Source organism: Pseudomonas sp. SA233, from assembly GCF_054792385.1.
In genome coordinates this window covers 1,753,081-1,777,366 of record NZ_CP096449.1, presented here as the reverse complement: position 1 = coordinate 1,777,366, position 24,286 = coordinate 1,753,081, and the positions used below count along the sequence as shown (strand labels likewise).

Genomic DNA, 24,286 nt, shown 5'->3' with positions numbered 1-24,286 from the left:
AGACTGCGCGGCGTTATTACCTAAGAGGATTGTTTCATGGCCACAAACCGCTCCCGTCGTCTGCGCAAGAAGCTGTGTGTCGACGAGTTTCAGGAATTGGGCTTCGAGCTGAACCTGGAATTCAAGGAAGATCTGGATGACCAGGCAATCGATGCTTTCCTCGACGCGTTCCTGGCAGAAGCCATGGACGCCAATGGCCTGGACTATGTAGGCGGTGACGATTTCGGCCTGGTGTGCTCGGTCAAACGCGGCTCGGTCAGCGAAGAACAGCGTGCAGCCGTTGAAGCCTGGCTCAAAGGCCGTAGCGAACTGACCAAGATCGAGGTCAGCCCGCTGCTGGACGCCTGGTACCCGGAAAAGCCGATCAACAAGGCCGAGTAATACCGGCCCGGCTCGATCGCTGAAAAGGCCACCCTCAGGGGTGGCCTTTTTTATTGGGGGTGCTTTTCCGTCGAACGTGGCGCATCGTCGCTGCGCTTGGGGCATAATGCGTATTCTTTCACCCTGGGGCCATCATTCCTTACAGCCCCAATGCCCTTTTCCCTCGCCGTAGGGTATTTATCGATCATGATCAAAACGCTTCGTCCCCTCGTTCTTGCCGGCCTGCTGTTGCCACTCGCCCTGCCCAGCCAGGCCGCCGCCGTCAACACCACGCTGCCTGCCAAGGTGCAGCAGGCCCTCAAGGCCAACAAGCTGCAGGATTCTGCCCTGTCGCTGGTGATGCTGCCCCTGGACGGCCCCGGCACACCGACCGTGTTCAATGCCGATGTCTCGGTCAACCCGGCCTCGACCATGAAACTGGTCACCACCTACGCCGCCCTCGAACTGCTCGGCCCGACCTTCCAGTGGAAAACCGAGTTCTACACCGACGGCACCCTGAGCAACGGTGTACTCAACGGTAACCTGTACCTCAAAGGTGGCGGCGACCCGAAACTGAACATGGAAAAGCTGTGGCTGCTGATGCGTGACCTGCGCGCCAATGGCGTGCGCACCATCACCGGCGACCTGGTGCTGGACCGCAGCCATTTCGTGCAGCCCAACCTGCCGCAGTTCAACGACGACGGCGGCGATGAGAACAAGCCGTTCCTGGTCAAGCCCGACTCGCTGCTGGTCAACCTCAAGGCCCTGCGTTTCGTGGCCCGCAACGATGGCGGCAAGGTAACCATCGCAGTCGAACCGCCGATTGCCAGCATCCGCATCGACAACCAGGTCAAGGCAGTAGCCTCCAGACAGTGCTCGGGTGACGTGCGCTACAACCCGGTGCAGCAGGCCGATGGCATCAGCGTAACGGTCAGTGGCCAGCTGGGTGACGGCTGCAACTCCCAGACCTATCTGTCGCTGCTCGACCACCAGACCTACGCCGCCGGTGCCGTGCGCGCGATCTGGAACGAGCTGGGTGGCAGCATCCAGGGTGGCGACCGCTTCGAGAACGTGCCCAAGGGCGCTCGCCTGCTGGCCCGAGCCTTCTCGCCAGACCTGGTGGAAGTGATCCGCGACATCAACAAGTACAGCAACAACACCATGGCCCAGCAGCTGTTCCTGAGCCTTGGCGCGCAGTTCCGCACCGATGCCGACGGTGACGACGCCCGCGCCGCCCAGCGTGTGGTGCGCCAGTGGCTGGCGAAGAAGGGCATTACCGCGCCGCACCTGGTAATGGAAAACGGTTCCGGCCTGTCGCGTGCCGAACGGGTCAGCACCCGGGAGATGGCCGCGATGCTGCAGGCTGCCTGGAAGAGCCCTTATGCTGCCGAGTTCATGAGCTCGATGCCGCTGGTGGGTATGGATGGCACCATGCGCAAGCGCCTGAAGCGTACCGCCATGACCGGCGAAGGGCACATCAAGACTGGCACGCTGAATACCGTGCGGGCAATTGCAGGCTTCAGCCGCGACAGCAACGGCCATACCTGGGCGGTGGCGGCGATCCTCAACGATCCGAAACCGTGGGGCGCCTCGCAGGTGCTCGACCAGGTGCTGCTGGACCTGTACCGCCAGCCGAAACTGGCCGGCAGTACTGCGGCCAACTGATCGTTAGCCGGTACCGGCCTCTTCGCGGCTAAAGCCGCTCCTACATGTACAGTGCAGGGTTCAAGACCTGTGATGTCCCTGTGGGAGCGGCTTTAGCCGCGAACGGGCCGGCATTGGCAACTGAAAGCTGTCAGGCCAACTCCCCCTCCACCCGGTCCCGCCCGGCCTGCTTGGCCGCATACACGCCTGCATCAGCCCGCAACAGCAAGGCATCGGCCCCTTCCCCCGGTCGCCAGCCCGCCACACCAAAACTCGCGGTCACCCTGCCCACGCCTTCCACCGGTACATTGCGCACCCCATGCCACAGCTCCAGCGCCAGCAGCCGCGCCTGCTCGGCATCGCTGCCCGGGCACAGCACCATGAATTCCTCGCCGCCCAACCGGCAGAAAACATCGGTACGGCGCAAACGCTGGCTGATACGCAGGCACAGGCTGCGCAGCACGCGATCGCCGACTGCGTGGCCAAAATGGTCGTTGATGCGCTTGAAGTGATCGATATCGAGCATGATGACCGCCAGTGCCTGGCCATCGCGCTGGGCCCGTTCCAGCTCGAGCTTGAGCCGCTCCTGGAAGTAACGGCGATTATGGATGCCGGTCAGTGAATCGGTCACCGACAGCGCGCGCAACTCTTCCTCCACACCCTTGAGGTCGGAGATATCGGTCAGGTAGCCATGCCACAACGTGCAGCCCTGCTCGCCCACCTCCGGTGTCGCCTCGCCACGCACCCAACGCAGCCCGGCACGCGGCAGGCAGACGCGATATTCTTCACGCCAGGGCGACAGGTGTTCGGCCGAGTAACGCACCGAGCGGCGCACGCGCTCGAGGTCATCCGGGTGGATGCGCTCGAACACCGCCGTGGCATCCTCGCGCAATTGCTGCAGATCGACTTCGTAGATGTCGTACAGGCCCTTGCTGGCGTACGGAAAACAGGAATGGCCGTTGCCATCCAGGCGGTACTGGTAGATGCCACCCGGCACCTCGGCACTGAGTTTTTCCAGAAGGCGGTCACGCGCCGCCAGCGCCTCATGCACCCGACGCCGTTCAGTGACATCGATGCAGATCGCCAGGTAACCGATCCATAACCCCTGTTCATCGAGCATGGCGGTGACCAGCATGTTGGCCACCAGTTGGCTGCCATCGGCGCGCAACAAGGTCCACTCCCCCGGCTCGGCTCCATGCTCCTGCACCGTTTCGGCAAACATGGCCTGGCCACCTGCAATCGGCCGGCCGAAACGCAGGCTCAAGGCATGGGCACGCAGGCTCAACTCCTCGGGCAACACCAGGTCCTCCAGGCGCAGCTTGCCGATCGCCTCGCAGGCCGGGTAACCGAGCATGCGCTCGGCACCGGCGTTGAAGGTGCTGACTACGCCCTTGAGGTTGGTGGCGATGATCGCCACCTGGGTTGCGGCATCCAGCACGCTGCGCAGCTGGTTGTGGGTACCACGCAGTGACTGCTCGCTGACCCGCAGCTCGGCGGTACGCTGCTCTACCAGGGCCAAGGCGCGCTGGCGCTGGCTGAACAGGCTGTAGAGCAACACACTGAGCAGCAGGCTCAACAAGCCGCCCAGCAGGCTTACCGCCAGCACCGCGGAGGAGCGGTTGGCGCGCACGAAGGCCAGGCTCGGCCGGATACTCAGCTGGAAGTGGTGGTCAGCCAGGTGCAACAACTGGTTGATGGCCAGCGGCAGAGGTGCAACCGGGTTCTGCGAATCGAACATCACCTCGGGGCCATGCAGCCCGGTGGGGTCGACGATACGCACCACCAGGTTATCGTCTGCCGTAACCGGGCGCCCGTCACTGACCAGTTCCCGCATGCTCAGCAGGGCCATCACATAGCCCATTGCCGCGCCGCGGGGGTTGGCATCGGAAAACACTGGCGCCACCATCAGCAGGCCACGCGCATCCGAGCTGGTATCGAACATGGGTAGTGGCTCGGACACCGCCATGCTGCCGGGCCCCAGCGCCCGCGCCAGTGCCGCCAAGGGCACTTCCTGGCCGGCGAGGTCCAGACCATGGGGCAGCCCGGGCAATTCACCCGACTGGGTATAGAGTACCGGGAAGTAATGGTCGCGCTGGGGGGATGGGTGCCACTGGCCTTGTTCATCCTGGTCGCGGATCACATAGCCCGGGCCGAAATGCACACTGGCCTGGCGCTCGAACTCGGCGCGTTGCGCGGCCTCGACACGCGGCGCCCAGGCGTAGGCCAGGGTCCGCTGCAGCAATGGCCGGGCGTAGCCGTCGAACTCGTGTGGGGTGATTTCGTTGGAAAAGCTGAAAAACCGCCGCAGCCCGTCCAGGCGCTGCTGCTGTTCGTCAAACCGCTCGGCGATCCGGCTGAAACGCTCGCTGGCCAGCAGCTCGAAGCGCTGGCGCAGTTGCTGCTTGTAGAAGGTTTGCGTGGCTAACGCCAGGACGGCCGTCAACAGGCCACCCACGACCAGGGCGACCAGGGCCACCGCCCAGGCGGACATTGCCTCAGTGCACAGGCCAAGCAACCGCGCACGCACGCCACCCTTTGACATACACCCATCTCGTCACGTCAGCGTCCTGCGGATTATCTTGCCCTGCCCTCAGTTATAGCTATTGGCCATTAGCCGCGCAATGTACCTCGTCGCCTCAACGAAGCTGCAGACGCCAGGCGCGATGGATACGGTTATTGCGCGCGAAGTCCGGGTCCAGGGTCTGGGCCGTGATCTCCTCCACCGCATAACGCGCCATCAGGTGCTCGTCCAACTGGAACTTGCGGAAGTTGTTGGAGAAATACAGCACGCCACCCGGCGCCAGGCGGGCCATGGCCAGGTCCAGCAGTTGCACGTGGTCACGCTGCACATCGAACACGCCTTCCATGCGCTTGGAGTTGGAGAAGGTCGGCGGGTCGATGAAGATCAGGTCATAGCTGTCGCGGTTGCCTTCCAGCCAGGCCATCACATCGCCTTGCTCCAGGCGGTTGCGCTCGGAGAAGCCATTGAGCGCTAGGTTGCGTCGCGCCCAGTCCAGGTAGGTTTTCGACAGGTCGACGCTGGTGGTGCTGCGCGCGCCGCCCTTGGCCGCATGCACGGTGGCCGTGGCGGTGTAGCAGAACAGGTTGAGGAAGCGCTTGCCGGCTGCTTCGCGCTGGATGCGCATGCGCATCGGGCGATGGTCCAGGAACAGGCCCGTGTCGAGGTAGTCGGTGAGGTTGACCAGCAGCTTTACGCCGCCTTCGTTCACTTCCTGGAAGCGGCCTTCGGTCGCCTGGCGCTCGTACTGGCGCGTGCCGCTCTGCCGCTCGCGACGCTTGAGCACCACACGCTGCGGCGAAATGCCCAGGGCCTGCGGGATGGCTGCCAGCGCGTCGAGCAGGCGTGCCTGGGCCTTGTCCGGGTCGACCGAACGTGGCGCGGCGTATTCCTGCACGTGCACCCAATCCTGGTACAGGTCGACCGCCAGGGCATATTCGGGCATGTCGGCATCGTACAGGCGGTAGCAATCGACCTGCTCGCGGCGGGCCCACTTGCCCAGTTGCTTGAGGTTTTTCTGCAGGCGGTTGGCGAACATCTGCGCCCCTTCCGACAGGCGCGCCGGCTCGCTGGCCGGTGCTGCCTGCTGGCGGGTTTCCGCGCCTTCAGGCTGCGCTTCGCGGCGCTCGCCGGTAACGAACTGGTCGGGCTGCACCTTGAACAGCAGCAGCTTGCACGGCAAGGCGCCGTTCCAGAACGCGTACTGCTTGTGGCTGCGAATGCCCATGCGCTTGCCCAGCTGCGGCGCGCCAGTGAATACCGCCGCCTCCCAGCCCATGCAGGCCTGGCGCAGGCGCTCGCCGAGGTTCTGGTAGAGGTACAGCAGGCTGGCTTCGTCACCCAGGCGCTCGCCATAAGGCGGGTTGCTGATGACCAGGCCTTTCTGGTTCTGGTCCGGGCGCGGCTCGAAGGTGCTGACTTCGCCCTGGTAGATCTTCACCCAGTCGCCCAGGCCGGCACGCTCGACGTTGTTGCGGCCTGGCTGGATCAACCGAGGGTCGGCCTCGTAGCCACGGATCCACAGTGGTGGCTTGGCCAGGCCGGCCTGTGCCCGCGCCTGCGCCTCGTCATGCACCTTGCGCCACAATGCCGGTACGTGGCCGAGCCAGGCACTGAAGCCCCAGCGCTCACGCTTGAGGTTGGGCGCGATATCGGCGGCGATCATCGCCGCTTCGACCAGGAAGGTACCCACACCGCACATGGGGTCGGCCAGCGCGCCACCTTCGGCAGCAATGCGCGGCCAGCCGGCGCGGATGAGTACCGCCGCCGCCAGGTTTTCCTTCAGCGGCGCGGCGCCTTGCTGCAGGCGGTAGCCACGCTGGTGCAGGCTGTGCCCGGAAAGGTCGAGCGAGAGAATGGCTTCGCCACGGTCCAGGCGCAGGTGCACGCGCACATCAGGGTCGATCTTTTCCACCGACGGGCGCAGGCCTTCACGGTTGCGCAGCTTGTCGACGATCGCGTCCTTGACCTTCAACGCACCGAAGTGGGTGTTGTCGATGCCCGAGCCATGGCCGCTGAACTCAACTGCCAGGGTGCCGTCGGCTGCCAGGTGATCGGCCCAGTCGACCGCGTGCACGCCGTCGTAGAGGTCGTCGGCGTTCTTCATGGAGAAGCGCTTGAGTACCAGCAGCACCCGGTTGGCCAAGCGTGACCAAAGGCACAGGCGGTAGGCGGTTTCGATGTCGGCGGCGCCGCGAATGGCCGAAGTGTGCTCGCGCACATCATCCAGGCCGAGGCTCCGCGCCTCTTCGGCAAGCAGGCCTTCCAGGCCTTTGGGGCAGGTGAGGTAAAGTTCGAAACGGTCCGACATGAGTAATCCAGCGCCTTGGGCTATTTGACTGACGGGGCGACGCATCGCCCCGCGATGTTTGCCCGCACTCCTTTCCAGCAGACGTGCGGGTGGCCCTTCCCGGCACGCGAACGTGCAATGAAAGGCCGGGCCGCCTGACCGATCTGTGCTTGGCCCAGTGGCAAAGACAGCTTAGATCATCAGGCAGTATGAAAAATTCTTGCGATACCAGGGCCGATATGACCCTTCGTCGCATTTCAAATTATTTCTGTCATCCGCAAGCAACGCTGGCGAAATGACGTCAATGATCGGCAAACCCTGATCATAGCGGGCTCAACGCTAAACAAGGTTGAGTCGCATTTATTTACTTATCCCCTCACCCTTGGAAAGGTTACGTGCTTATGACAAATCGATCATTCACACCGTGACTCGCATTCGATAGAACTGGTCTCAGGCCGCTTCGCAACGAGGTGGCACTTTCAGCTCGCCACGCCGGCAGCGAGCGCACACCGGCAGAAAGACTCTGCCCGGCCTCGGAGAGGCCGACGGGACATTACAGTCAACAAGTGAGGGCAACACCCTATGAGAAGACTTAAGCGTGATCCGTTGGAAAGAGCATATTCACGTGGCTACCAATACGGGGTCACCGGCAAATCCCGCGAACTTTGCCCCTTCAATCTTCCTTCTGTTCGCCAAGCCTGGATCAACGGCTGGCGTGAAGGTCGCGGTGATAACTGGGACGGAATGACTGGCACCGCTGGCATCCATAGACTCAACGAAAATCACGCCGTTGGCTGAACGAGGACACTGAATTCGATTCACCATGCACGCCCTATCCGGGCGGCGGGCGAAGGCCCAGGGGCCCCTTGATGGGGCCCTTTTTTATTGCCGATCAAACCCGTGGCATTGCCGCGATAGCGTCCACCGCCTCGCGAATCAGCGCCGGCCCTTTATAGATGAAGCCGGAGTAGATCTGCACCAGGCTCGCCCCGGCAGCGATCTTCTCGGCGGCATGGCGGCCTTCGGTAATGCCGCCAGCGGCAATGATCGGCAGCTTGCCGCCCAGCTCGCCCGCCAGCACCTTGACGATATGGGTGCTCTTTTCCAGCACCGGCGCACCCGACAGGCCACCCGCCTCGTCACCGTACGGCAGGCCTTCGACACCTTCACGCCCCAGCGTGGTGTTGGTGGCGATCACCGCATCCATGCCCGACTCCATCAGCGCGGCGGCCACCAGGGCGGTTTCTTCGTCGCTCATGTCCGGGGCAATCTTGATTGCCAGAGGTACGCGCTTGCCATGCGTGCCGGCCAGTTGCTCGCGGCGCACGGCCAGGGCATCGAGCAGCTGCTTGAGCGAATCGCCGAACTGCAGGCTGCGCAGGCCCGGGGTGTTGGGCGAACTGACGTTGACCGTGATGTAACTGGCCTCGGTGTACACCTTGTCCAGGCAGATCAGGTAGTCATCGACGGCACGCTCCACCGGGGTGTCGAAATTCTTGCCGATGTTGATGCCCAGCACACCGTTGTAACGCGCAGCCCGTACCCGGCCGAGCAGGTGATCAACGCCCAGGTTGTTGAAGCCCATGCGGTTGATGATGGCCGTTGCCTCCGGCAGGCGGAACAGCCGTGGCTTGGGGTTGCCCGGCTGCGGGCGCGGGGTGACGGTGCCGATTTCGACGAAGCCGAAGCCCAGCTGGGCGAAACCGTCGATGGCCGCACCGTTCTTGTCCAGGCCGGCCGCCAGGCCCACCGGGTTGGCGAAGTTCAAGCCCATGACCGTAACCGGCAAAGCCGCCGGCTGCTTGCACAGCATGCCGTTGAGGCCGAGACGGCCACCGGCACCGATCAGGTCCAGGGACAGGTCATGGGAGGTTTCCGGGGAAAGCTTGAACAGCAGCTGGCGGGCCAGGGTATACATGGGCGGGCAAGGCTCGGGGTGAATGAGGGGGCGATTATAGCCAGCGTGGGGCCGGCATGACAGCAAATCGTGGGGCTGCTGTCAGATGGCACATCGGTTGCACCGGAAAAGCCCACAGCCTTATCAGTACGGGCGAGGACCCTTGTGAACACTGCACCCCGAGCAACGCCCCTGGCCTGGGTCAACGGCAGCGACGCGCCGGAAAAGCCCAGCCTGAACATCGGCTACATGGCCCTGACCGACTGCGCCTCGGTGGTAGTCGCCGCCACCCAGGGCTTCGCCCAGCAGCACGGCCTTACCCTCAACCTCAAGCGCCAAGGCTCCTGGGCCGGGCTGCGCGACAAGCTGGTCAGCGGCGAACTGGATGCGGCGCACTGCCTGTATGGCCTGGTGTACGCCGTGCACCTGGGCATCGGCGGTGTACCGGCCAGCGCCATGGCCGTGCTCATGGGGCTGAACCAGAACGCCCAGGCCATAAACCTGTCCCCGGCCCTGCAGCGCAAAGGCGTGACCAACCCTGAAGCACTGGCGCGCCTGGTGCACCAGCATGGCGCACGCCTCACCTTCGCCCAAACCTTCCCCACCGGTACCCACGCCATGTGGCTGTATTACTGGCTGGCCAGCCAGGGCATCCACCCATTGCGCGACGTCGACAGCGTGGTGGTACCACCGGCGCAAATGGCTGCGCATATCCAGGCCGGGCGCATCGACGGTTTCTGCGTGGGCGAACCCTGGGCTGCCGATGCAGTGGCCACGGGCCAGGGCTTCACCCTGGCCACCAGCCAGTCGATCTGGCCGGACCACCCGGAAAAGGTCCTGGCCTGCGCCCGCGCCTTTGCCGAGCAATACCCCAACAGCGCCCGCGCGCTGATCAAGGCGGTACTCGCCGCCAGCCGCTTCATCGAGCAAAGCCCGGAAAACCGCCGCAGCACCGCGCAACTGCTCAGCAGCAGCGCCTACCTGGACACTCCGCTGGCAAGTATCGAGCCGCGACTGCTCGGCAGCTACCACGATGGCCTGGGCAACCACTGGCAAGACCCGCACGCCCTGCGCCTGCACGATCACGGCCGGGCCAACCTGCCGTACCTGTCCGACGGCATGTGGTTCATGACCCAGTTCCGCCGCTGGGGCTTGCTGCGCGATGACCCCGACTACCTCGGCGTGGCCCGCCAGGTCCAGCAGCTGGCACTGTATGGCGAGGCGGCCCAAAGCCTAGGCGTGGCCTGCCCCGAGCAGCCGATGCGCAGCAGCCTGCTGATCGATGGCAGCCGCTGGGACGGCAGCGACCCCTACGGCTATGCCCGCAGCTTCAGCCTGCATGCCCTGGGCGACCTGCCCGATGCCCGTGTCGGCGCGTGAGGGGGACCATTCATGTTGCGCATCCTGCTGATCGACGACACCCAGAGCAAACTCGGCCGCCTCAAGGCGGCCTTGAGCGAGGCCGGCTTCGAGGTCATCGAAGCCCCAGGCCTGACCATCGACCTGCCCGCCTGCGTCGAAACGGTGCGACCGGACGTGGTGCTTATCGATACCGACTCACCGGACCGCGATGTGATGGAACAGGTGGTCCTGGTCAGCCGTGACCAGCCACGGCCAATCGTGCTGTTCACCGACGAGCATGATCCCGGGGTGATGCGCCAGGCGATCCAGGCAGGGGTCAGCGCCTACATCGTCGAAGGCATTCATGCCGCGCGGCTGCAACCGATCCTGGATGTGGCCATGGCCCGCTTCGAAAGTGACCAGGCGCTGAAGGCGCAGCTGCTCGCACGGGACCAGCAACTGGCTGAACGCAAGCGCATCGAGCAGGCCAAGGGTTTGCTGATGAAGATGAAGGACTGTAACGAAGAACAGGCCTACACCCTGATGCGCCGCCAGGCCATGAGCCGGCAGCAGAAGCTGATCCAGGTGGCCGAGCAGATCATTGCCATGCACGAGATGCTGGGCTAGCAACCTGCTTCACGCGGTCCCCTGTAGGAGCGGCCTTGTGTCGCGATGGGCTGCGCAGCAGCCCCGGTAATCTCTGCCGCGAAGCTGAGATCCTGGGGCTGCTGCGCAGCCCATCGCGACACAAGGCCGCTCCTACAAGGGGACTGCAACTTCTCAGAGTTGGCCCATCTCTTGCTGAACAAATATCACCGGTAGCCAACGGCGGTTGCCCCACTTAATCCCCGACAAAGACGTCGCTCTCCCCTCCACGCACGTGGAGCGGGTAGCGGCGTCTTTTTCGTTCCGTTGCATTGCCGAGTGAGGTGTTCGATGAGTACCAGCTTCTGGAAATCCGGGCATGTGCCCACGCTGTTCGCCGCGTTCCTGTACTTCGACCTCAGCTTCATGGTCTGGTACCTGCTTGGCCCATTGGCGGTGCAGATTGCCGCCGATCTGCAGCTGAGTGCACAACAACGGGGCCTGATGGTGGCCACGCCGATCCTGGCCGGGGCGATCCTGCGCTTCGCCATGGGCGTGCTGGTTGACCGCCTGTCACCCAAGACCGCGGGGCTGATCGGCCAAGTGGTGGTCATCGTCGCCCTCGCCGCTGCCTGGCACCTGGGCGTGCACAGCTATGAACAAGCGCTGCTGCTGGGCGTGTTCCTCGGCTTTGCCGGCGCTTCGTTCGCTGTGTCACTGCCGCTGGCCTCGCAATGGTACCCGCCACAGCACCAAGGCAAAGCCATGGGCATTGCAGGTGCCGGCAACTCCGGCACAGTGTTCGCCGCCCTGCTGGCCCCCGCGCTGGCTGCGGGCTTTGGCTGGAACAACGTGTTCGGCTTCGCACTGATCCCGCTGTCGCTGGCGCTGTTGGTGTTCGCCCTGCTGGCACGCAATGCTCCGCAGCGGCCCAAGCCAAAAGCCATGGCCGATTACCTCAAGGCCCTGGGCGACCGTGACAGCTGGTGGTTCATGTTCTTCTACAGCGTCACCTTCGGCGGCTTCATCGGCCTGGCCAGCGCCCTGCCCGGCTATTTCAGTGACCAGTATGGCCTGAGCCCGGTCACCGCTGGCTACTACACCGCTGCCTGCGTGTTCGCCGGCAGCCTGATGCGCCCACTTGGCGGCGCCTTGGCTGACCGCTTCGGCGGCATCCGCACCCTGCTGGGCATGTATAGCGTGGCGGCCATCTGCATCGCCGCAGTCGGCTTCAACCTGCCTAGCGCCGCCGCCGCACTGGCCCTGTTCGTCAGCGCCATGCTCGGCCTGGGAGCCGGCAATGGCGCGGTGTTCCAACTGGTACCGCAACGCTTCCGCCAGGAGATCGGCGTGATGACCGGGCTGATCGGCATGGCCGGCGGCATCGGGGGCTTCCTGCTGGCCGCCGGGCTTGGCACCATCAAGCAGCACACCGGTGACTACCAGCTGGGGCTGTGGCTGTTCGCCAGCCTGGGCTTGCTGGCCTGGTTCGGCCTGCACGGCGTGAAACAGCGCTGGCGCACCACCTGGGGCTCGGCTGCGGTTACCGCGGCACGGGTCTGAGGCACAGCCATGAGCCTGCAACTGAACTTTGCCCAGGCCAGCGCCACCGGGCCGCGCGAGGAAAACCAGGACGCCCTGCGCCTGGTTACCCCGGCGCCGGAGCTGGCCGCCAGCAAAGGCTACCTGTTCGCCCTCGCCGACGGCGTCAGCCAATGTGCCGATGGCGGCCTGGCAGCCCGTGCCAGCCTGCAGGCGCTGGCCCTGGACTATTACGCCACCCCCGCGACCTGGAGCGTGGCCCAGGCACTGGACCGCCTGCTGCTGGCGCAAAACCGCTGGCTGCGCGCCCAAGGCAGTGGCCAGCCACTGCTGACCACCCTCAGCGCGCTGGTGCTGCGCGGCCGACGCTTTACCCTGGCCCACGTGGGTGACTGTCGCGTGTACCGCTGGCACGCCGGGCGCCTGCAATGCCTGAGCGAAGACCATGTATGGGACCAGCCCGGCATGCAGCATGTGCTGAAGCGCGCGCTGGGCCTGGACCAGCACCTGCTGGTGGATTATCTGGAAGGTGAGCTGCAGCCGGGCGAGAGTTTCCTGTTGTTGAGCGATGGCGTATGGGCCAGCCTGGGCGACCAGCACATCCAGGCGGTGCTGCGCGAGCAACCCGACCTGCAACTGGCCGTCGATACCCTGGTCGCCAGCGCGCACCTGAACGGTAGCCAGGACAACGCCAGTGCCTTGCTGGTGCAGGTCGAGCAATTGGGCACTGCCAACCTGGGCGACACCCTGGCGCAACTGCAGCAATGGCCGGTGCCCGGCCCATTGCGTGAAGGCCAGGTAATCGATGGCTGGCAAGCCGAAAAGCTGCTTTCGCAAAGCCGCCAGTCGCTGCTGTACCGGGTGCGCGATAGTCAGGGCCGAGCCTGGCTGCTGAAGACACTGCCACCCGCGCGCGAGCAGGAGCCCGGCGCGGCGCAAGGGCTGTTGCTGGAGGAATGGTTCCTGCGCCGGGTCGCTGGCCGGCACTTTCCCGAGCTGCACACCGCCAGCCAGCGCCAGCACCTGTACTACGTGATGCGCGAATACCCCGGCCAGAGCCTGGCGGCGCTGCTGGCCGAGCATGGCCCGCTGCCCATGCCGCAGTGGCTGGAGCTGGCCCGGCAACTGCTGCAGGCGGTCGGCGTATTGCACCGGCGCAACCTGCTGCACCGCGACATCAAGCCAGAGAACCTGCACCTGGGCAGCGATGGGCAGCTGCGCCTGCTGGACTTCGGCCTGGCCTACTGCCCGGGCTTGTCCGAAGACCCGCTGCACGAGTTGCCGGGCACACCGTCATACATTGCCCCGGAAGCGTTCGACGGCCAACCGCCCAGCCCACGCCAGGACCTGTATGCCGTGGGTGTGACGTTGTATCACCTGCTGACCGGGCATTACCCCTACGGCGAGGTGGAGGCCTTCCAGCGCCCACGCTTCGGCCAGCCGGTCAACGCCGCGCGCTACCGCCCTGACCTGCCGGAATGGCTGCAGCACAACCTGCAGCAGGCACTGGCAGCCGACCCGGCGCAGCGCTTCGAAACCGCCGAACACTGGCTACTGCTGCTCGAACGTGGCGACCGCCAGGAGCTGCCCACCCGGCCACGGCCGTTGCTGGAGCGCGAACCGTTGAAGGTCTGGCGCACCCTGGCCCTGCTGTCCTTGCTGTTCAACCTGATTTTGCTGCTCACCCTGCTCAAGGGCTGAACGCACCTTGCCGATGAGGAAACCCTGATGAATGCGAAAGTCTGGCTGGTTGGTGCTGGTCCTGGTGATCCGGAGCTGCTCACCCTCAAGGCTGTACGCGCCTTGCGGCAAGCCGCTGTGGTGATGATCGACGACCTGGTCAACCCGGCGGTGCTGGAGCACTGCCCACAGGCCCGTGTGATTGCCGTGGGCAAGCGCGGCGGCTGCCGCTCCACGCCGCAGGCGTTCATCCAGCGCCTGATGCTGCGCCATGCGCGGCAAGGGCGCTGCGTGGTCCGGCTCAAGGGCGGCGACCCGTGCATCTTCGGCCGCGGCGGTGAAGAGGCGCTGTGGTTGCAGGGGCATGGTATCGAGGTGGAAGTGGTCAACGGCATCACCGCCGGCCTGGCTGGCGCCACGCAATGCGGGATTTCCCTGACCTCACGGGGTGTGAGCCGGGGCGTGACGCTGGTCACGGCCCATACCCAGGACGACAGCGAACTTAACTGGGCGGCCTTGGCCCAGGGCGGGACGACGCTGGTGGTGTACATGGGCGTGGCCAGGCTGGAGCAGGTGCGCCAAGGGTTACTGGACGGGGGCATGGCACCGGCGACGCCGGTGGCGATGATCGAGAATGCCTCGTTGCCGCAGCAGCGGGAGTGCAGGAGCGATGTGCGGGGGATGGTCGAGGATGCGCGGGGGTTTGGCTTGCGTAGCCCGGCGATTTTGGTGATTGGGGAGGTGGTTGGGGAACAGCAGGCCCTGGGGCTGATCGCAGTCGCGGGCTGAACGCCATCCCTGTAGGAGCAGCCTTGCGCTGCGAAGAGGCCGGTAAGGGCAATGGTATTCTGTTGCTGTAATGGCCTCTTCGCAGCGCAAGGCTGCTCCTACAGGCATTGTGCAGGCTTTGAGACCGGATAAATCCCAGGCAAAGAAAAACCCGGCCGAGGCCGGGTTTTTCATGAGCTTCAAACCAATTACTTGGCCTGGGCTTCTACCTGAGCTTCAACGCGACGGTTGACAGCGCGGCCTTCTTCGGTGGCGTTGTCGGCAACCGGACGGGTTTCGCCGTAGCCAACCGAATCAACACGGCTGGATTCTACGCCGTACTGCTGGGTCAGGACCTGCTTGACAGCGTTGGCACGACGCTCGGACAGCTTCTGGTTGTAAGCGTCTGGGCCGACCGAGTCAGTGTGACCTTCCACGGTGGTGGTGGTCTGTGGGTACTGCTTCATGAAGTCAGCCAGGTTCTTGATGTCGCCGTAGCTGTTTGGCTTGACGACCGACTTGTCGAAGTCGAACTTGACGTCCAGCTCAACGCGAACGACTTCGGCAACAGCCGGGCAGCCATCAGCGTCAACGGTAACGTTGGCCGGGGTGTCAGGGCACTTGTCGACGTTGTCGCAAACGCCGTCGTTGTCGGAGTCGGAGCACACTTCGGCAACTGGGGCCGGAGCGACTTCAGCTTGCTTCGGGCTACCGCCGAAGTTCAGACCAACACCAACGGTCGGGCCCCACTCGGTGTTGCCGTTGTCGATGTTGTACATGGCTTCTACGCCAGCACGGGCGAAGAACATGTCGGTGATGTACCACTTGGCGCCAGCGCCAACGTTGGCGAAGGTGGAGTGGTCGCGGCCGCTACGAGTGGCCTGGCCCAGGCTCTCGTGAGCGAAACCGGCGGAAACGTACGGACGCAGAGCGTCGCCAACGGTACCGAAGTGGTAGGTAGCGTCGAGCTTGGCCTTGGAACCTTTGATGTCTTTGTTGAAGACTTCACCACGAGCGTTGTGGGTCTCGTTGTAGCCGAGGTCCAGGGAAACGTCGTCGGTCAGGAAGTAGCCCAGGCGAACACCAGGATTGGTGCCGTCGTTCTTGAAGTTACGTTCGCTGTCGTAGTACTGCTTGGTAACGTTGCCTTCGATCTCCACAGCGCCTTGGCCTTGAGCCAGAACGCCGAACGAAGTAGCAGCGACGAGCGAGCCAATGGCCAAGCCCAAGGTGTTTTTCAATTTCATCCGTTAAATCCCCATCTGGTGATAGTTAAGCAGTCCCACCACAAACAAGGGGGACAACTCGACGGCAAGTCTAGCAGAACTCGCCGGTTCGTTAGAGATATTTGCACGCCACTAAGTTTCATCGAGGCCGGCAAATTTCTCCCGAAGCTTGTCTAGCGCGCGCTTGTAGCGCATTTTTGTCGCGCTCAGGCCCATGTGCATGATGTCGGCAATTTCCTGAAATTCCAGCTCTGCGACAAAACGCAGCACCAGGATTTCCCGGTCAATCGGGTTCACATGCACCAGCCATTTGTCCAGCCCGCCTTTTTCTTCCGGCTTCGGAGCCTTGTCTTCGGACGCCTCTTCGACAGGGTCCAGACTCAAGGCATCCATCAACCGACGTTTACGGCGCTCCTTGCGGTACTGGGTAATGCATTCGTTGTAGGTGATGCTGTAGAGCCAGGTCTTGAACTTGGACTTACCCTCGAAGTTCTTCAGCCCGTACAGCACTTTCAACATGACTTCCTGACAGACATCGTCCGCGTCACGGTCGTTCCCCAGATAACGTGCACAGACGTTGAACAGGGTCCGTTGGTAGCGCCGCATGAGCTCCTCATAGGCGCGGGTAACGTGATACAGCTCTTCATGCGAACGCGCCACCAACTCTTCGTCGGTGAGCTCGCGGGGGTCATAACGCATGGGCGGCGAATGAACTTTATTCAAAACGGATCTGGCCGACAGTCAGGTCAATGTCGCCGCGCGACCCCGTGGGTCGATTTTCGCGGCGGCATACATTAACAGCTTTGTGCGGTTAGCGGCTATTGACTCGCTGCTCAAGCAACTCGCGGTTGGACAGCGACACCAGTTCGCCATCATCGGTCAGCAGCGTCGTCTTGACCGTGCCGATTTCCTCGATGTGCCCTTCGACCTCTCCAATTCGCACCTGCTGGCCCACCTGATACAGTTCGCGCACGTAGATGCCGGCCAGGATCTGCCCGGCGATTTCGCGGCTACCCAGGCCCATTGCCAGCGCAACGGCCAGACCAACGGTAATCAGCCCGATCACGATCACATGGTTCAGCAGGTCGGTTTTCACCTCCAGCTGGCTGATGGCCACCGAGATGCTGATAATGATCACCAGGCCCTGGGTGATACGCCCCAGGCCTGCCGAGTACTCCAGGCCGATGCCTTCGGCAGCGCCGCGTACCAGGCCGTTGGCCACCTGGGCCAGCAGCACGCCGGCCAGCAGCACCAGGGCTGCGCCGAACACCTTCGGCAGGTAAAGGGCAAGCATGTCGAGGGTTGCCGAAACCCGCTCCAGGCCCAGCGACTCTGCGGCCGAGACCAGGAAGATGAGCAGCACGAACCAGTAGACGATCTTGCCGATCAGGGTGGAGATGGGTACCTGGATGCCGACCCGGCCGAGCATCTTGGTCAGGCCGGTGCCGGCCATCAGGCGGTCCAGGCCGAACTTGGCCAGCAGTTTGGACAGCAGCGTGTCGAGCAGCTTGGCCACCACGAAACCGAGCAGCACCACGACCAGCGCGCCGAACAGGTTGGGGATGAAGTTCGCTACCTTGGTCCAAAGGGCAGTCATGGCGGTGACCAGGCTCTGGGTCCAGAGATCGAGTTCCATATTCAATCGGCCTTATCTGCTTTGCTGCCGTTGGCAGCGTTGCGGGAAGAGTGTCGACGCACCGGCGCAACATGCGCCGCGCCATTGTTCACGGCGATCAGCAGCGCCTGGCTCCAGCGGCCAAGCAGGCTGAACAGATCGCCCGCGCCAACCTGGCGGTTGGCGGTTTTCAGCACGCGACCCAGGCAAGCGGCGTCGTCCCGGTCGTCCCGGTCATTGCCGGATGGGGACGTCTTGAGCAGGTCGCGCAGGGATTCTTCAAACGGATCGTGCATGGGCACCTCGCGCAGTGTCAGTCAGAGACGAGATGGCCGGTCGATGGGTCACACATCGCATTGGGACGAGTGTTTCAAAATGAATGCGCGTCGGCTTCTTCGCGGGCACGCCCGCTCCCACCGGGATCCCACAGAACCTGAAGGCTGTGGTGTCCCTGTGGGAGCGGGCGTGCCCGCGAAGAGGCCAGAGCAGGTCAATCGACATCTATACCCACCGCAACCGCCGAAACAGCCACCACTGCCCCACCGCAAGCCCCAGCACGACGATGCAGGCGAACAGGAAACCATAGGGGTTTTCCGCCCCGGGGATGCCGCCGACATTGATGCCCAGCAGCCCGGTGATGAAGCTCATGGGCAGGAAGATGCAGGTGATGATGCCGAAGCGGTACATGGTGCGGTTCATGCGCTCGCTACGCCGGCGATCCTGGCTTTCCAGCACCAGCGCGGCACGTTCGCGGGTCAGTTCCAGCTCTTCGAGATAGCGGATGAGGCTGTTGTTCAGCTCGTTCCAGTAATCGGCATCGGCATCGGCGAACCAGCTCCATTTGCTGCGCGACAACTGGGCGTAGATCTCCCGCTGCGGGGCAAGAAAACGCCGCAGACCGGCGGCACGCCGGCGGATCTGCTGCAGGCTGCCGTTCTCCGGGGTATACCGTTCGTCGGATTCAACCTTTTCTTCCTCAATGTCGGCCAGTTCGGACAGGTCGCTGACCAGACCCTGAACCTTTTCGGTGAGCAGTTCGCCCATCAGCAGCAACAGCTCGGAAGCCGATTTCGGGCCCCTGCCCTCTTCGAGCTGCTGGAGAATCTCGTCACTGGCGCGCAACGGCCGCAGGCGCAGCGAGATGACCCGCTGCGCCTCGGCAAAGATACGCACCGAGACCATGTCTTCCGGCTCTGCACCCGGGTTGAGGTTGACCCCACGCAGGAACAGCAACAACTGTTCATCGGCCATGGGCAGCAGGCGCGGCCGGGTGTTTTCTTCCAGCAGCAGCTCGCAGGCGAACGCGCTCAGGCCGCTGTCATGCAGCAGCCAGGTGCGGGTTTGCGGATGGCTGCGATCCCAGTGCAGCCACAGGCTTTGCTCGGGTTGCAGCTGCAGGTCGTCCAGCTCGGTACGGGCAATCGAGCGCGCGCCACCTTTGCCATCGAGCACCAGGGCGTGCACCAGCCCCCACTGCGCGTTGTCTTCCTCGAACATCAAAGCTCCATCAGCGCGGGCGGCGCCTTACTCAGGCATTTTCAACGGGCTTGGCGACACCAGCACGCCATTGTTGTCGGCATACACATACTCGCCCGGGCGGAAGGTCACCCCGGCGAAGGTCACTGGCACGTTGAGGTCGCCGATGCCGCGCTTGTCGGTCTTCATCGGGTGGCTGGCCAGGGCCTGCACGCCGACGTCGGTCTGGATCAGCACGTCGACGTCGCGCACGCAGCCGTAGATCACCAGGCCTTCCCAACCGTTCCTGGCGGCCTTCTCGGCGAGCATGTCGCCGAGCAGTGCGCGGCGCAGCGAGCCACCACCATCGACGACCAGGACCTTGCCCTTGCCATCGAGCTCGACCTGCTCCTTGACCAGCGAGTTGTCTTCGAAGCACTTGATGGTGACGATCTGGCCGCCGAACGAATCGCGGCCGCCGAAATTGCTGAACATCGGTTCCAGCACCTGCACCAGGTCCGGGTAGGCATCACACAGGTCGGGCGTAACGTAATGCTGCATGGGAAGCTCCTGTCAGTCACAACGAAAGCGGATATCGGCCAAGGCTACACCGTAGAGCCCATTGCAGTCATCCGGGACCAAGCAGTCAGTTGTGTTTTGCCTGTACCGGCCCTTTCGCGGGCACGCCCGCTCCCACAGGGTTTTCACTGCACCCGAGCCCTGTGCAATTCCTGTGGGAGCGGGTTTACCCGCGAAGAGGCCAGCACAGGCGCAACCCATTCAACCGACGGGCACAGGCTCCGCCACCACCGTGGATTCATGCACCGGCACCAGCGGATCCCGCAGCCAACGCTCCACCAGCGGCCACACCTGCACCTGCGCGGCCTTGCTCACCAGCATGTCGACATGCCCGAAAGCGTCGAAGCCTTCCTCGAGCCCCAGCCGCAGAAACTGCTTGCGCTCACCGCCGAATTGCTCGAACAGCTTGCGGCAGGCCCACACCGGGTCCTGGAAGTCCCCCGCACCAGCCACGGCCAGCAGCGGCACATCCACCTTGGCCAGCCCCGCCCACCAGTCGCTCTGTTTATCGCCAAAGCGCCCGAACAGGCCATGCCAGCGCATGCTTTCCAGGGCCAGGCCGATCGGCTCATCCTCCGGCCCACGTTTGAAACGCGGCCCGGAAATCTGCCCCCAGCGCTTGAGCAGCAGCTTGGCCCCCCAGGCCAGCGGTGGCACCTTCAGCGGCCAGTACACGCGGCTGATCTGGGTACCGAACAGCGCCACGCTGGCCACCTGTTCGGCAGCCAGAAAACCACCGCCCAGCGCTGCCGCCAGGGTCGTGCCGCCCAGGGAATGGCCGACCCAGTGCGGCGTCTGGCCCGACTGCTCGCGCACGAACGCGGCAATCAGCGGCAGGTCATCGCGGGCATAGGCGGCAACGCTGTTGTGCTTCCAGTCATGGTTGCGCGGCGACAGGCCATGGCCGCGCATTTCCGGGATCCACACATCGAAGCCGGCGCGGGCGAGATAGGCGCCCAGGCCAACCCCTTTGGGGGAATACCAGAAGCGGCGGTTGGAGAAGCTGCCGTGCAGGAGAATGACCGGTACGCCCTGGGCCTGACCCTGATCGGCCAGCCCCAGGCGGGTGACAGCCAGCTCGACGCTGGGGTCAGGGCTGTTGCCGGCCTTGATCCGATATACGTCTTCGCTGAGGTCGCCGCGGCGTTCGGCACTGAGCAGGGCCACGGGGAATAGAGTGCTGCTGCTTTGCATAAGGTTGCTTGGTGCACAAAAAAGGGCGGGATCCATTGCTGGAGCTCGCCCTGGAAAAAACCAGGCGGGGGTACGCCAGACGTACCCCCGCGTTTTACTGCATCAGACCGCGCCCTGGCCTTCCGCCAGGTAGAACCAGGTTTCGAGTACCGAATCCGGGTTCAGCGACACGCTGTCGATACCCTGCTCCATCAGCCACTTGGCCAGGTCCGGGTGGTCCGACGGGCCCTGGCCGCAGATGCCGATGTACTTGCCAGCCTTGTTGCACGCGGCAATGGCGTTGGCCAGCAGCTTCTTCACCGCAGGGTTACGCTCGTCGAACAGGTGGGCGATGATGCCCGAGTCACGGTCCAGGCCCAGGGTCAGCTGGGTCAGGTCGTTGGAGCCGATCGAGAAGCCGTCGAAGTACTCCAGGAACTCTTCGGCGAGGATGGCGTTGGACGGCAGTTCGCACATCATGATCACGCGCAGGCCGTTGTCGCCACGTGCCAGGCCGTTTTCGGCGAGCAGATCGACAACCTGGCTGGCTTCACCCAGGGTACGCACGAACGGCACCATGATCTCGACGTTGGTCAGGCCCATCTCGTTGCGCACGCGCTTGAGCGCACGGCACTCGAGCTCGAAGCAGTCACGGAACGATTCGCTGATGTAACGCGAAGCGCCACGGAAGCCGAGCATCGGGTTCTCTTCTTCCGGCTCGTACAGCTTGCCGCCGATCAGGTTGGCGTACTCGTTGGACTTGAAGTCCGACAGGCGCACGATGACCTTTTTCGGGTAGAAGGCCGCAGCCAGGGTGCTGATGCCCTCGACCAGCTTCTCGACATAGAAGCCTACCGGGTCGTTGTAGCCGGCGATGCGCTTGTCGACGCTGTCCTTCAGGTCGGCTGGCAGGCCGGCGTAGTTCAGCAGCGCCTTGGGGTGCACGCCGATCATGCGGTTGATGATGAACTCCAGGCGCGCCAGGCCGACACCGGCGTTGGGCAGCTGGGCGAAATCGAAGGCACGGTCCGGGTTGCCGACGTTCATCATGATCTTGAATGGCAGGTCGGGCATGGCGTCGACCGAGTTCTGCTTCACATCGAAGCCCAGCTCGCCCTCGAAGATGAAGCCGGTATCGCCTTCGGCACAGGACACAGTCACACCCTGGCCGTCTTTCAGCACCTGGGTGGCGTTGCCGCAACCGACCACGGCCGGAATGCCCAGCTCACGGGCGATGATCGCCGCGTGGCAGGTACGCCCGCCACGGTTGGTGACGATGGCGCTGGCGCGCTTCATCACCGGTTCCCAGTCCGGGTCGGTCATGTCGGAGACCAGCACGTCGCCCGGCTGGACCTTGTCCATTTCCGATACGTCGTTGATCACGCGGACCTTGCCGGCGCCGATGCGCTGGCCAATGGCGCGGCCTTCGACCAGAACGGTGCCCTTCTCTTTCAGCAGGTAGCGTTCCATGACGTTGGCGCTGGAGCGGCTCTTCACCGTCTCGGGGCGCGCCTGGACGATGTACAGCTTGCCGTCGTCACCGTCCTTGGCCCATTCGATGTCCATCGGGCGCTGGTAGTGCTGCTCGATGATCATGGCCTGCTTGGCCAGCTCGCTGACCTCGGCATCGGTCAGGCAGAAGCGCGCGCGCTCGGCGCGGTCCACTTCGACGGTCTTGACCGAGCGGCCGGCCTTGGCTTCTTCGCCATAGACCATCTTGATTGCCTTGCTGCCCAGGTTGCGGCGCAGGATGGCCGGGCGGCCTGCCTGCAGAGTGTTCTTGTGCACGTAGAATTCGTCAGGGTTGACCGCACCCTGCACCACGGTTTCGCCCAGGCCGTAGGCGCCGGTGATGAACACCACGTCGCGGAAGCCCGACTCGGTGTCGAGGGTGAACATGACGCCGGCGGTGCCGGTTTCGGAGCGGACCATGCGCTGCACGCCGGCGGACAGGGCCACCAGCTTGTGGTCGAAGCCCTGGTGCACGCGGTAGGCGATGGCACGGTCGTTGAACAGCGAGGCGAACACTTCCTTGGCCGCGCGGATCACGTTGTCGACGCCGCGGATGTTGAGGAAGGTTTCCTGCTGGCCGGCGAACGAGGCGTCCGGCAGGTCTTCGGCGGTGGCAGAGGAACGCACGGCAACGGCCATGTTGTCGTTGCCGGCAGCCATTTCGGCGAAGGCCGTACGGATTTCCGAATCCAGACGTGCCGGGAAGTCGGCTTCCATGACCCACTGGCGAATCTGCGCGCCGGTCTTGGTCAGGGCGTTGATGTCATCCACATCGAGTGCGTCGAGCGCGGCATGGATACGGTCGTTGAGACCACTCTGTTCGAGAAAATCGCGGTACGCCTGCGCCGTAGTGGCAAAGCCGCCCGGCACCGATACACCAGCACCTGCGAGGTTGCTGATCATCTCGCCCAGGGATGCGTTCTTGCCCCCCACATGCTCCACATCATGGACGCCGAGCTTATCGAGGGAAACTACGTACTCTACCAAGGTGATCTCTCCACTAACTGTGTTGGAAAAGCTCAAGGGCGCCCGCCTGCCTTCGTTGACTTGGCCGGACGCTTGTGGCCTGTACCTGGAAAATAAGTGAGAATGCCGACAGCCGCATTCGGCAAACCGAACTTATCATATCCAAGAAACGTCATCAGCTTAAGGCCCAGATCGCAAATGAAACGAACCGCGTTCTTCATCTCCGACGGCACCGGCATCACCGCCGAAACCCTGGGCCAGAGTCTGCTCGCTCAATTCGAGAGCATTCCGTTCAATAAATTCACCCGTCCCTACATCGATTCGCCGGAAAAGGCGCGGACCATGGTCCAGCAAATCAACGCTGCGGCCGAGCGCGATGGTGTACGCCCGATCATCTTCGATACCATCGTCAATCAGGACATCCGTGAGATCCTGGCTACCTCGAATGGCTTCATGATCGACATCTTTTCTTCGTTTTTGTCCCCACTTGAACAGGAATTGACTGCCCATTCGTCGTATTCCGTCGGCAAGTCGCACTCCATTGGCGGCAATTCCAACTACATGGAACGCATCGAGGCGGTGAATTTCGCCCTGGACAATGACGATGGCGCACGCACCCACTACTACGACAAGGCCGACCTGATCCTGGTAGGCGTATCGCGCTGCGGCAAGACCCCCACCTGCCTGTACATGGCCATGCAGTTCGGCATCCGCGCCGCCAACTACCCGCTGACCGAGGACGACATGGAGCGCCTGCAGCTGCCGGCGGTGCTGAAAAAGCACCACAACAAGCTGTTCGGCCTGACCATCGACCCCGACCGCCTCACCGCCATCCGCCACGAGCGCAAACCCAACAGCCGCTATTCCAGCTTTGCCCAGTGCGAGTTCGAAGTGCGAGAAGTGGAGAGCCTGTTCCGCCGGGAGAACATTCCCAACATCAATTCCACGCATTTTTCGGTGGAAGAGATTTCGGCGAAGATCCTGGTGGAGAAAGGGGTGGAGCGCAGGTTCAAGTAAGCCTGTACCGGCCTCTTCGCGGGTAAACCCGCTCCTACAGGGGCCTCACTACACTCAAGCCTTGTGATAGCAGCACTGGAATAAAAAAGCCCCGGCATCACTGCCGGGGCTTTTCATT

General features: G+C 63.6%; 20 protein-coding genes. 9 read left to right on the top strand and 11 right to left on the bottom strand.

Features of this window, described 5'->3' with window-relative positions; genetic code table 11:
* Positions 1–36 precede the first annotated feature (36 nt).
* Together M1D87_RS08240 and dacB are read left to right on the top strand one after the other, a co-directional pair.
* Positions 37–381, top strand: a complete 345-nt coding sequence (locus tag M1D87_RS08240; RefSeq protein WP_004376110.1) for a YggL family protein — start codon at positions 37–39, stop codon at positions 379–381.
* A gap of 186 nt (positions 382–567) precedes the next feature.
* Positions 568–2,025 (top strand): D-alanyl-D-alanine carboxypeptidase/D-alanyl-D-alanine endopeptidase, encoded by a 1,458-nt coding sequence (gene dacB, locus M1D87_RS08235; protein WP_013971678.1) that lies wholly within the window; start codon positions 568–570, stop codon positions 2,023–2,025.
* A 130-nt stretch (positions 2,026–2,155) separates the two neighbouring features.
* Here dacB and M1D87_RS08230 read toward each other — a convergent pair whose 3' ends face one another.
* Together M1D87_RS08230 and rlmKL are read right to left on the bottom strand one after the other, a co-directional pair.
* Entirely contained in the window at positions 2,156–4,546 is a 2,391-nt protein-coding gene (locus M1D87_RS08230; RefSeq protein ID WP_123084835.1) for a sensor domain-containing diguanylate cyclase, read from the bottom strand.
* A gap of 94 nt (positions 4,547–4,640) precedes the next feature.
* Positions 4,641–6,833 (bottom strand): bifunctional 23S rRNA (guanine(2069)-N(7))-methyltransferase RlmK/23S rRNA (guanine(2445)-N(2))-methyltransferase RlmL, encoded by a 2,193-nt coding sequence (gene rlmKL, locus M1D87_RS08225; RefSeq protein ID WP_409279840.1) that lies wholly within the window; start codon positions 6,831–6,833, stop codon positions 4,641–4,643.
* A gap of 561 nt (positions 6,834–7,394) precedes the next feature.
* Between rlmKL and rmf the strand changes: the two genes are divergently transcribed.
* Complete coding sequence (gene rmf, locus M1D87_RS08220; RefSeq protein ID WP_003248687.1) at positions 7,395–7,610, top strand: ribosome modulation factor; 216 nt, start codon at positions 7,395–7,397, stop codon at positions 7,608–7,610.
* A gap of 94 nt (positions 7,611–7,704) precedes the next feature.
* On the opposite strand, the gene M1D87_RS08215 is transcribed toward rmf, so the two are convergent.
* Entirely contained in the window at positions 7,705–8,730 is a 1,026-nt protein-coding gene (locus M1D87_RS08215; protein WP_061552295.1) for a quinone-dependent dihydroorotate dehydrogenase, read from the bottom strand.
* 144 nt (positions 8,731–8,874) lie between these two features.
* Between M1D87_RS08215 and M1D87_RS08210 the strand changes: the two genes are divergently transcribed.
* The 5 genes from M1D87_RS08210 to cobA all read left to right on the top strand — a co-directional run bounded on the left by M1D87_RS08210 (position 8,875) and on the right by cobA (position 14,646).
* Positions 8,875–10,089, top strand: a complete 1,215-nt coding sequence (locus M1D87_RS08210) for a CmpA/NrtA family ABC transporter substrate-binding protein (protein ID WP_039614903.1) — start codon at positions 8,875–8,877, stop codon at positions 10,087–10,089.
* Between the two features lie 12 nt (positions 10,090–10,101).
* Positions 10,102–10,677, top strand: coding sequence for an ANTAR domain-containing response regulator (locus tag M1D87_RS08205; protein WP_013971673.1), 576 nt, complete (start codon positions 10,102–10,104; stop codon positions 10,675–10,677).
* 309 nt (positions 10,678–10,986) lie between these two features.
* Positions 10,987–12,198 carry a nitrate/nitrite transporter gene (locus M1D87_RS08200; protein WP_013971672.1) on the top strand — a complete coding sequence of 404 codons (1,212 nt, stop codon included), beginning with the start codon at positions 10,987–10,989 and terminating at the stop codon, positions 12,196–12,198.
* Between the two features lie 9 nt (positions 12,199–12,207).
* Positions 12,208–13,878 carry a bifunctional protein-serine/threonine kinase/phosphatase gene (locus M1D87_RS08195; protein WP_039614901.1) on the top strand — a complete coding sequence of 557 codons (1,671 nt, stop codon included), beginning with the start codon at positions 12,208–12,210 and terminating at the stop codon, positions 13,876–13,878.
* A 27-nt stretch (positions 13,879–13,905) separates the two neighbouring features.
* Complete coding sequence (gene cobA / locus M1D87_RS08190) at positions 13,906–14,646, top strand: uroporphyrinogen-III C-methyltransferase (RefSeq protein WP_096009974.1); 741 nt, start codon at positions 13,906–13,908, stop codon at positions 14,644–14,646.
* Positions 14,647–14,834: 188 nt separating this feature from the next.
* Here cobA and M1D87_RS08185 read toward each other — a convergent pair whose 3' ends face one another.
* The 8 genes from M1D87_RS08185 to ppsA all read right to left on the bottom strand — a co-directional run bounded on the left by M1D87_RS08185 (position 14,835) and on the right by ppsA (position 23,172).
* A complete protein-coding gene (locus M1D87_RS08185) occupies positions 14,835–15,872 on the bottom strand; it encodes an OmpA family protein (protein ID WP_004376136.1) in 1,038 nt (345 codons plus the stop codon).
* 111 nt (positions 15,873–15,983) lie between these two features.
* Positions 15,984–16,550, bottom strand: a complete 567-nt coding sequence (gene sigX / locus M1D87_RS08180) for an RNA polymerase sigma factor SigX (RefSeq protein ID WP_003248665.1) — start codon at positions 16,548–16,550, stop codon at positions 15,984–15,986.
* 112 nt (positions 16,551–16,662) lie between these two features.
* Positions 16,663–17,487, bottom strand: coding sequence for a mechanosensitive ion channel family protein (locus M1D87_RS08175; RefSeq protein ID WP_004376138.1), 825 nt, complete (start codon positions 17,485–17,487; stop codon positions 16,663–16,665).
* 2 nt (positions 17,488–17,489) lie between these two features.
* Positions 17,490–17,762, bottom strand: a complete 273-nt coding sequence (locus M1D87_RS08170; protein ID WP_123084832.1) for a CrfX protein — start codon at positions 17,760–17,762, stop codon at positions 17,490–17,492.
* Positions 17,763–17,967: 205 nt separating this feature from the next.
* Entirely contained in the window at positions 17,968–18,963 is a 996-nt protein-coding gene (locus M1D87_RS08165) for a zinc transporter ZntB (RefSeq protein ID WP_013971669.1), read from the bottom strand.
* 27 nt (positions 18,964–18,990) lie between these two features.
* A complete protein-coding gene (gene rraA / locus M1D87_RS08160) occupies positions 18,991–19,482 on the bottom strand; it encodes a ribonuclease E activity regulator RraA (RefSeq protein WP_013971668.1) in 492 nt (163 codons plus the stop codon).
* A 219-nt stretch (positions 19,483–19,701) separates the two neighbouring features.
* Positions 19,702–20,694, bottom strand: coding sequence for an alpha/beta fold hydrolase (locus M1D87_RS08155; protein WP_024086558.1), 993 nt, complete (start codon positions 20,692–20,694; stop codon positions 19,702–19,704).
* 102 nt (positions 20,695–20,796) lie between these two features.
* Complete coding sequence (ppsA, locus tag M1D87_RS08150; protein ID WP_015269493.1) at positions 20,797–23,172, bottom strand: phosphoenolpyruvate synthase; 2,376 nt, start codon at positions 23,170–23,172, stop codon at positions 20,797–20,799.
* 177 nt (positions 23,173–23,349) lie between these two features.
* Here ppsA and ppsR point away from each other — a divergent pair, with 177 nt between their 5' ends.
* Positions 23,350–24,168: a posphoenolpyruvate synthetase regulatory kinase/phosphorylase PpsR gene (gene ppsR, locus M1D87_RS08145; protein ID WP_009684026.1), complete on the top strand. Its 819-nt coding sequence runs from the start codon at positions 23,350–23,352 to the stop codon at positions 24,166–24,168.
* The last annotated feature ends 118 nt before the right edge of the window (positions 24,169–24,286 follow it).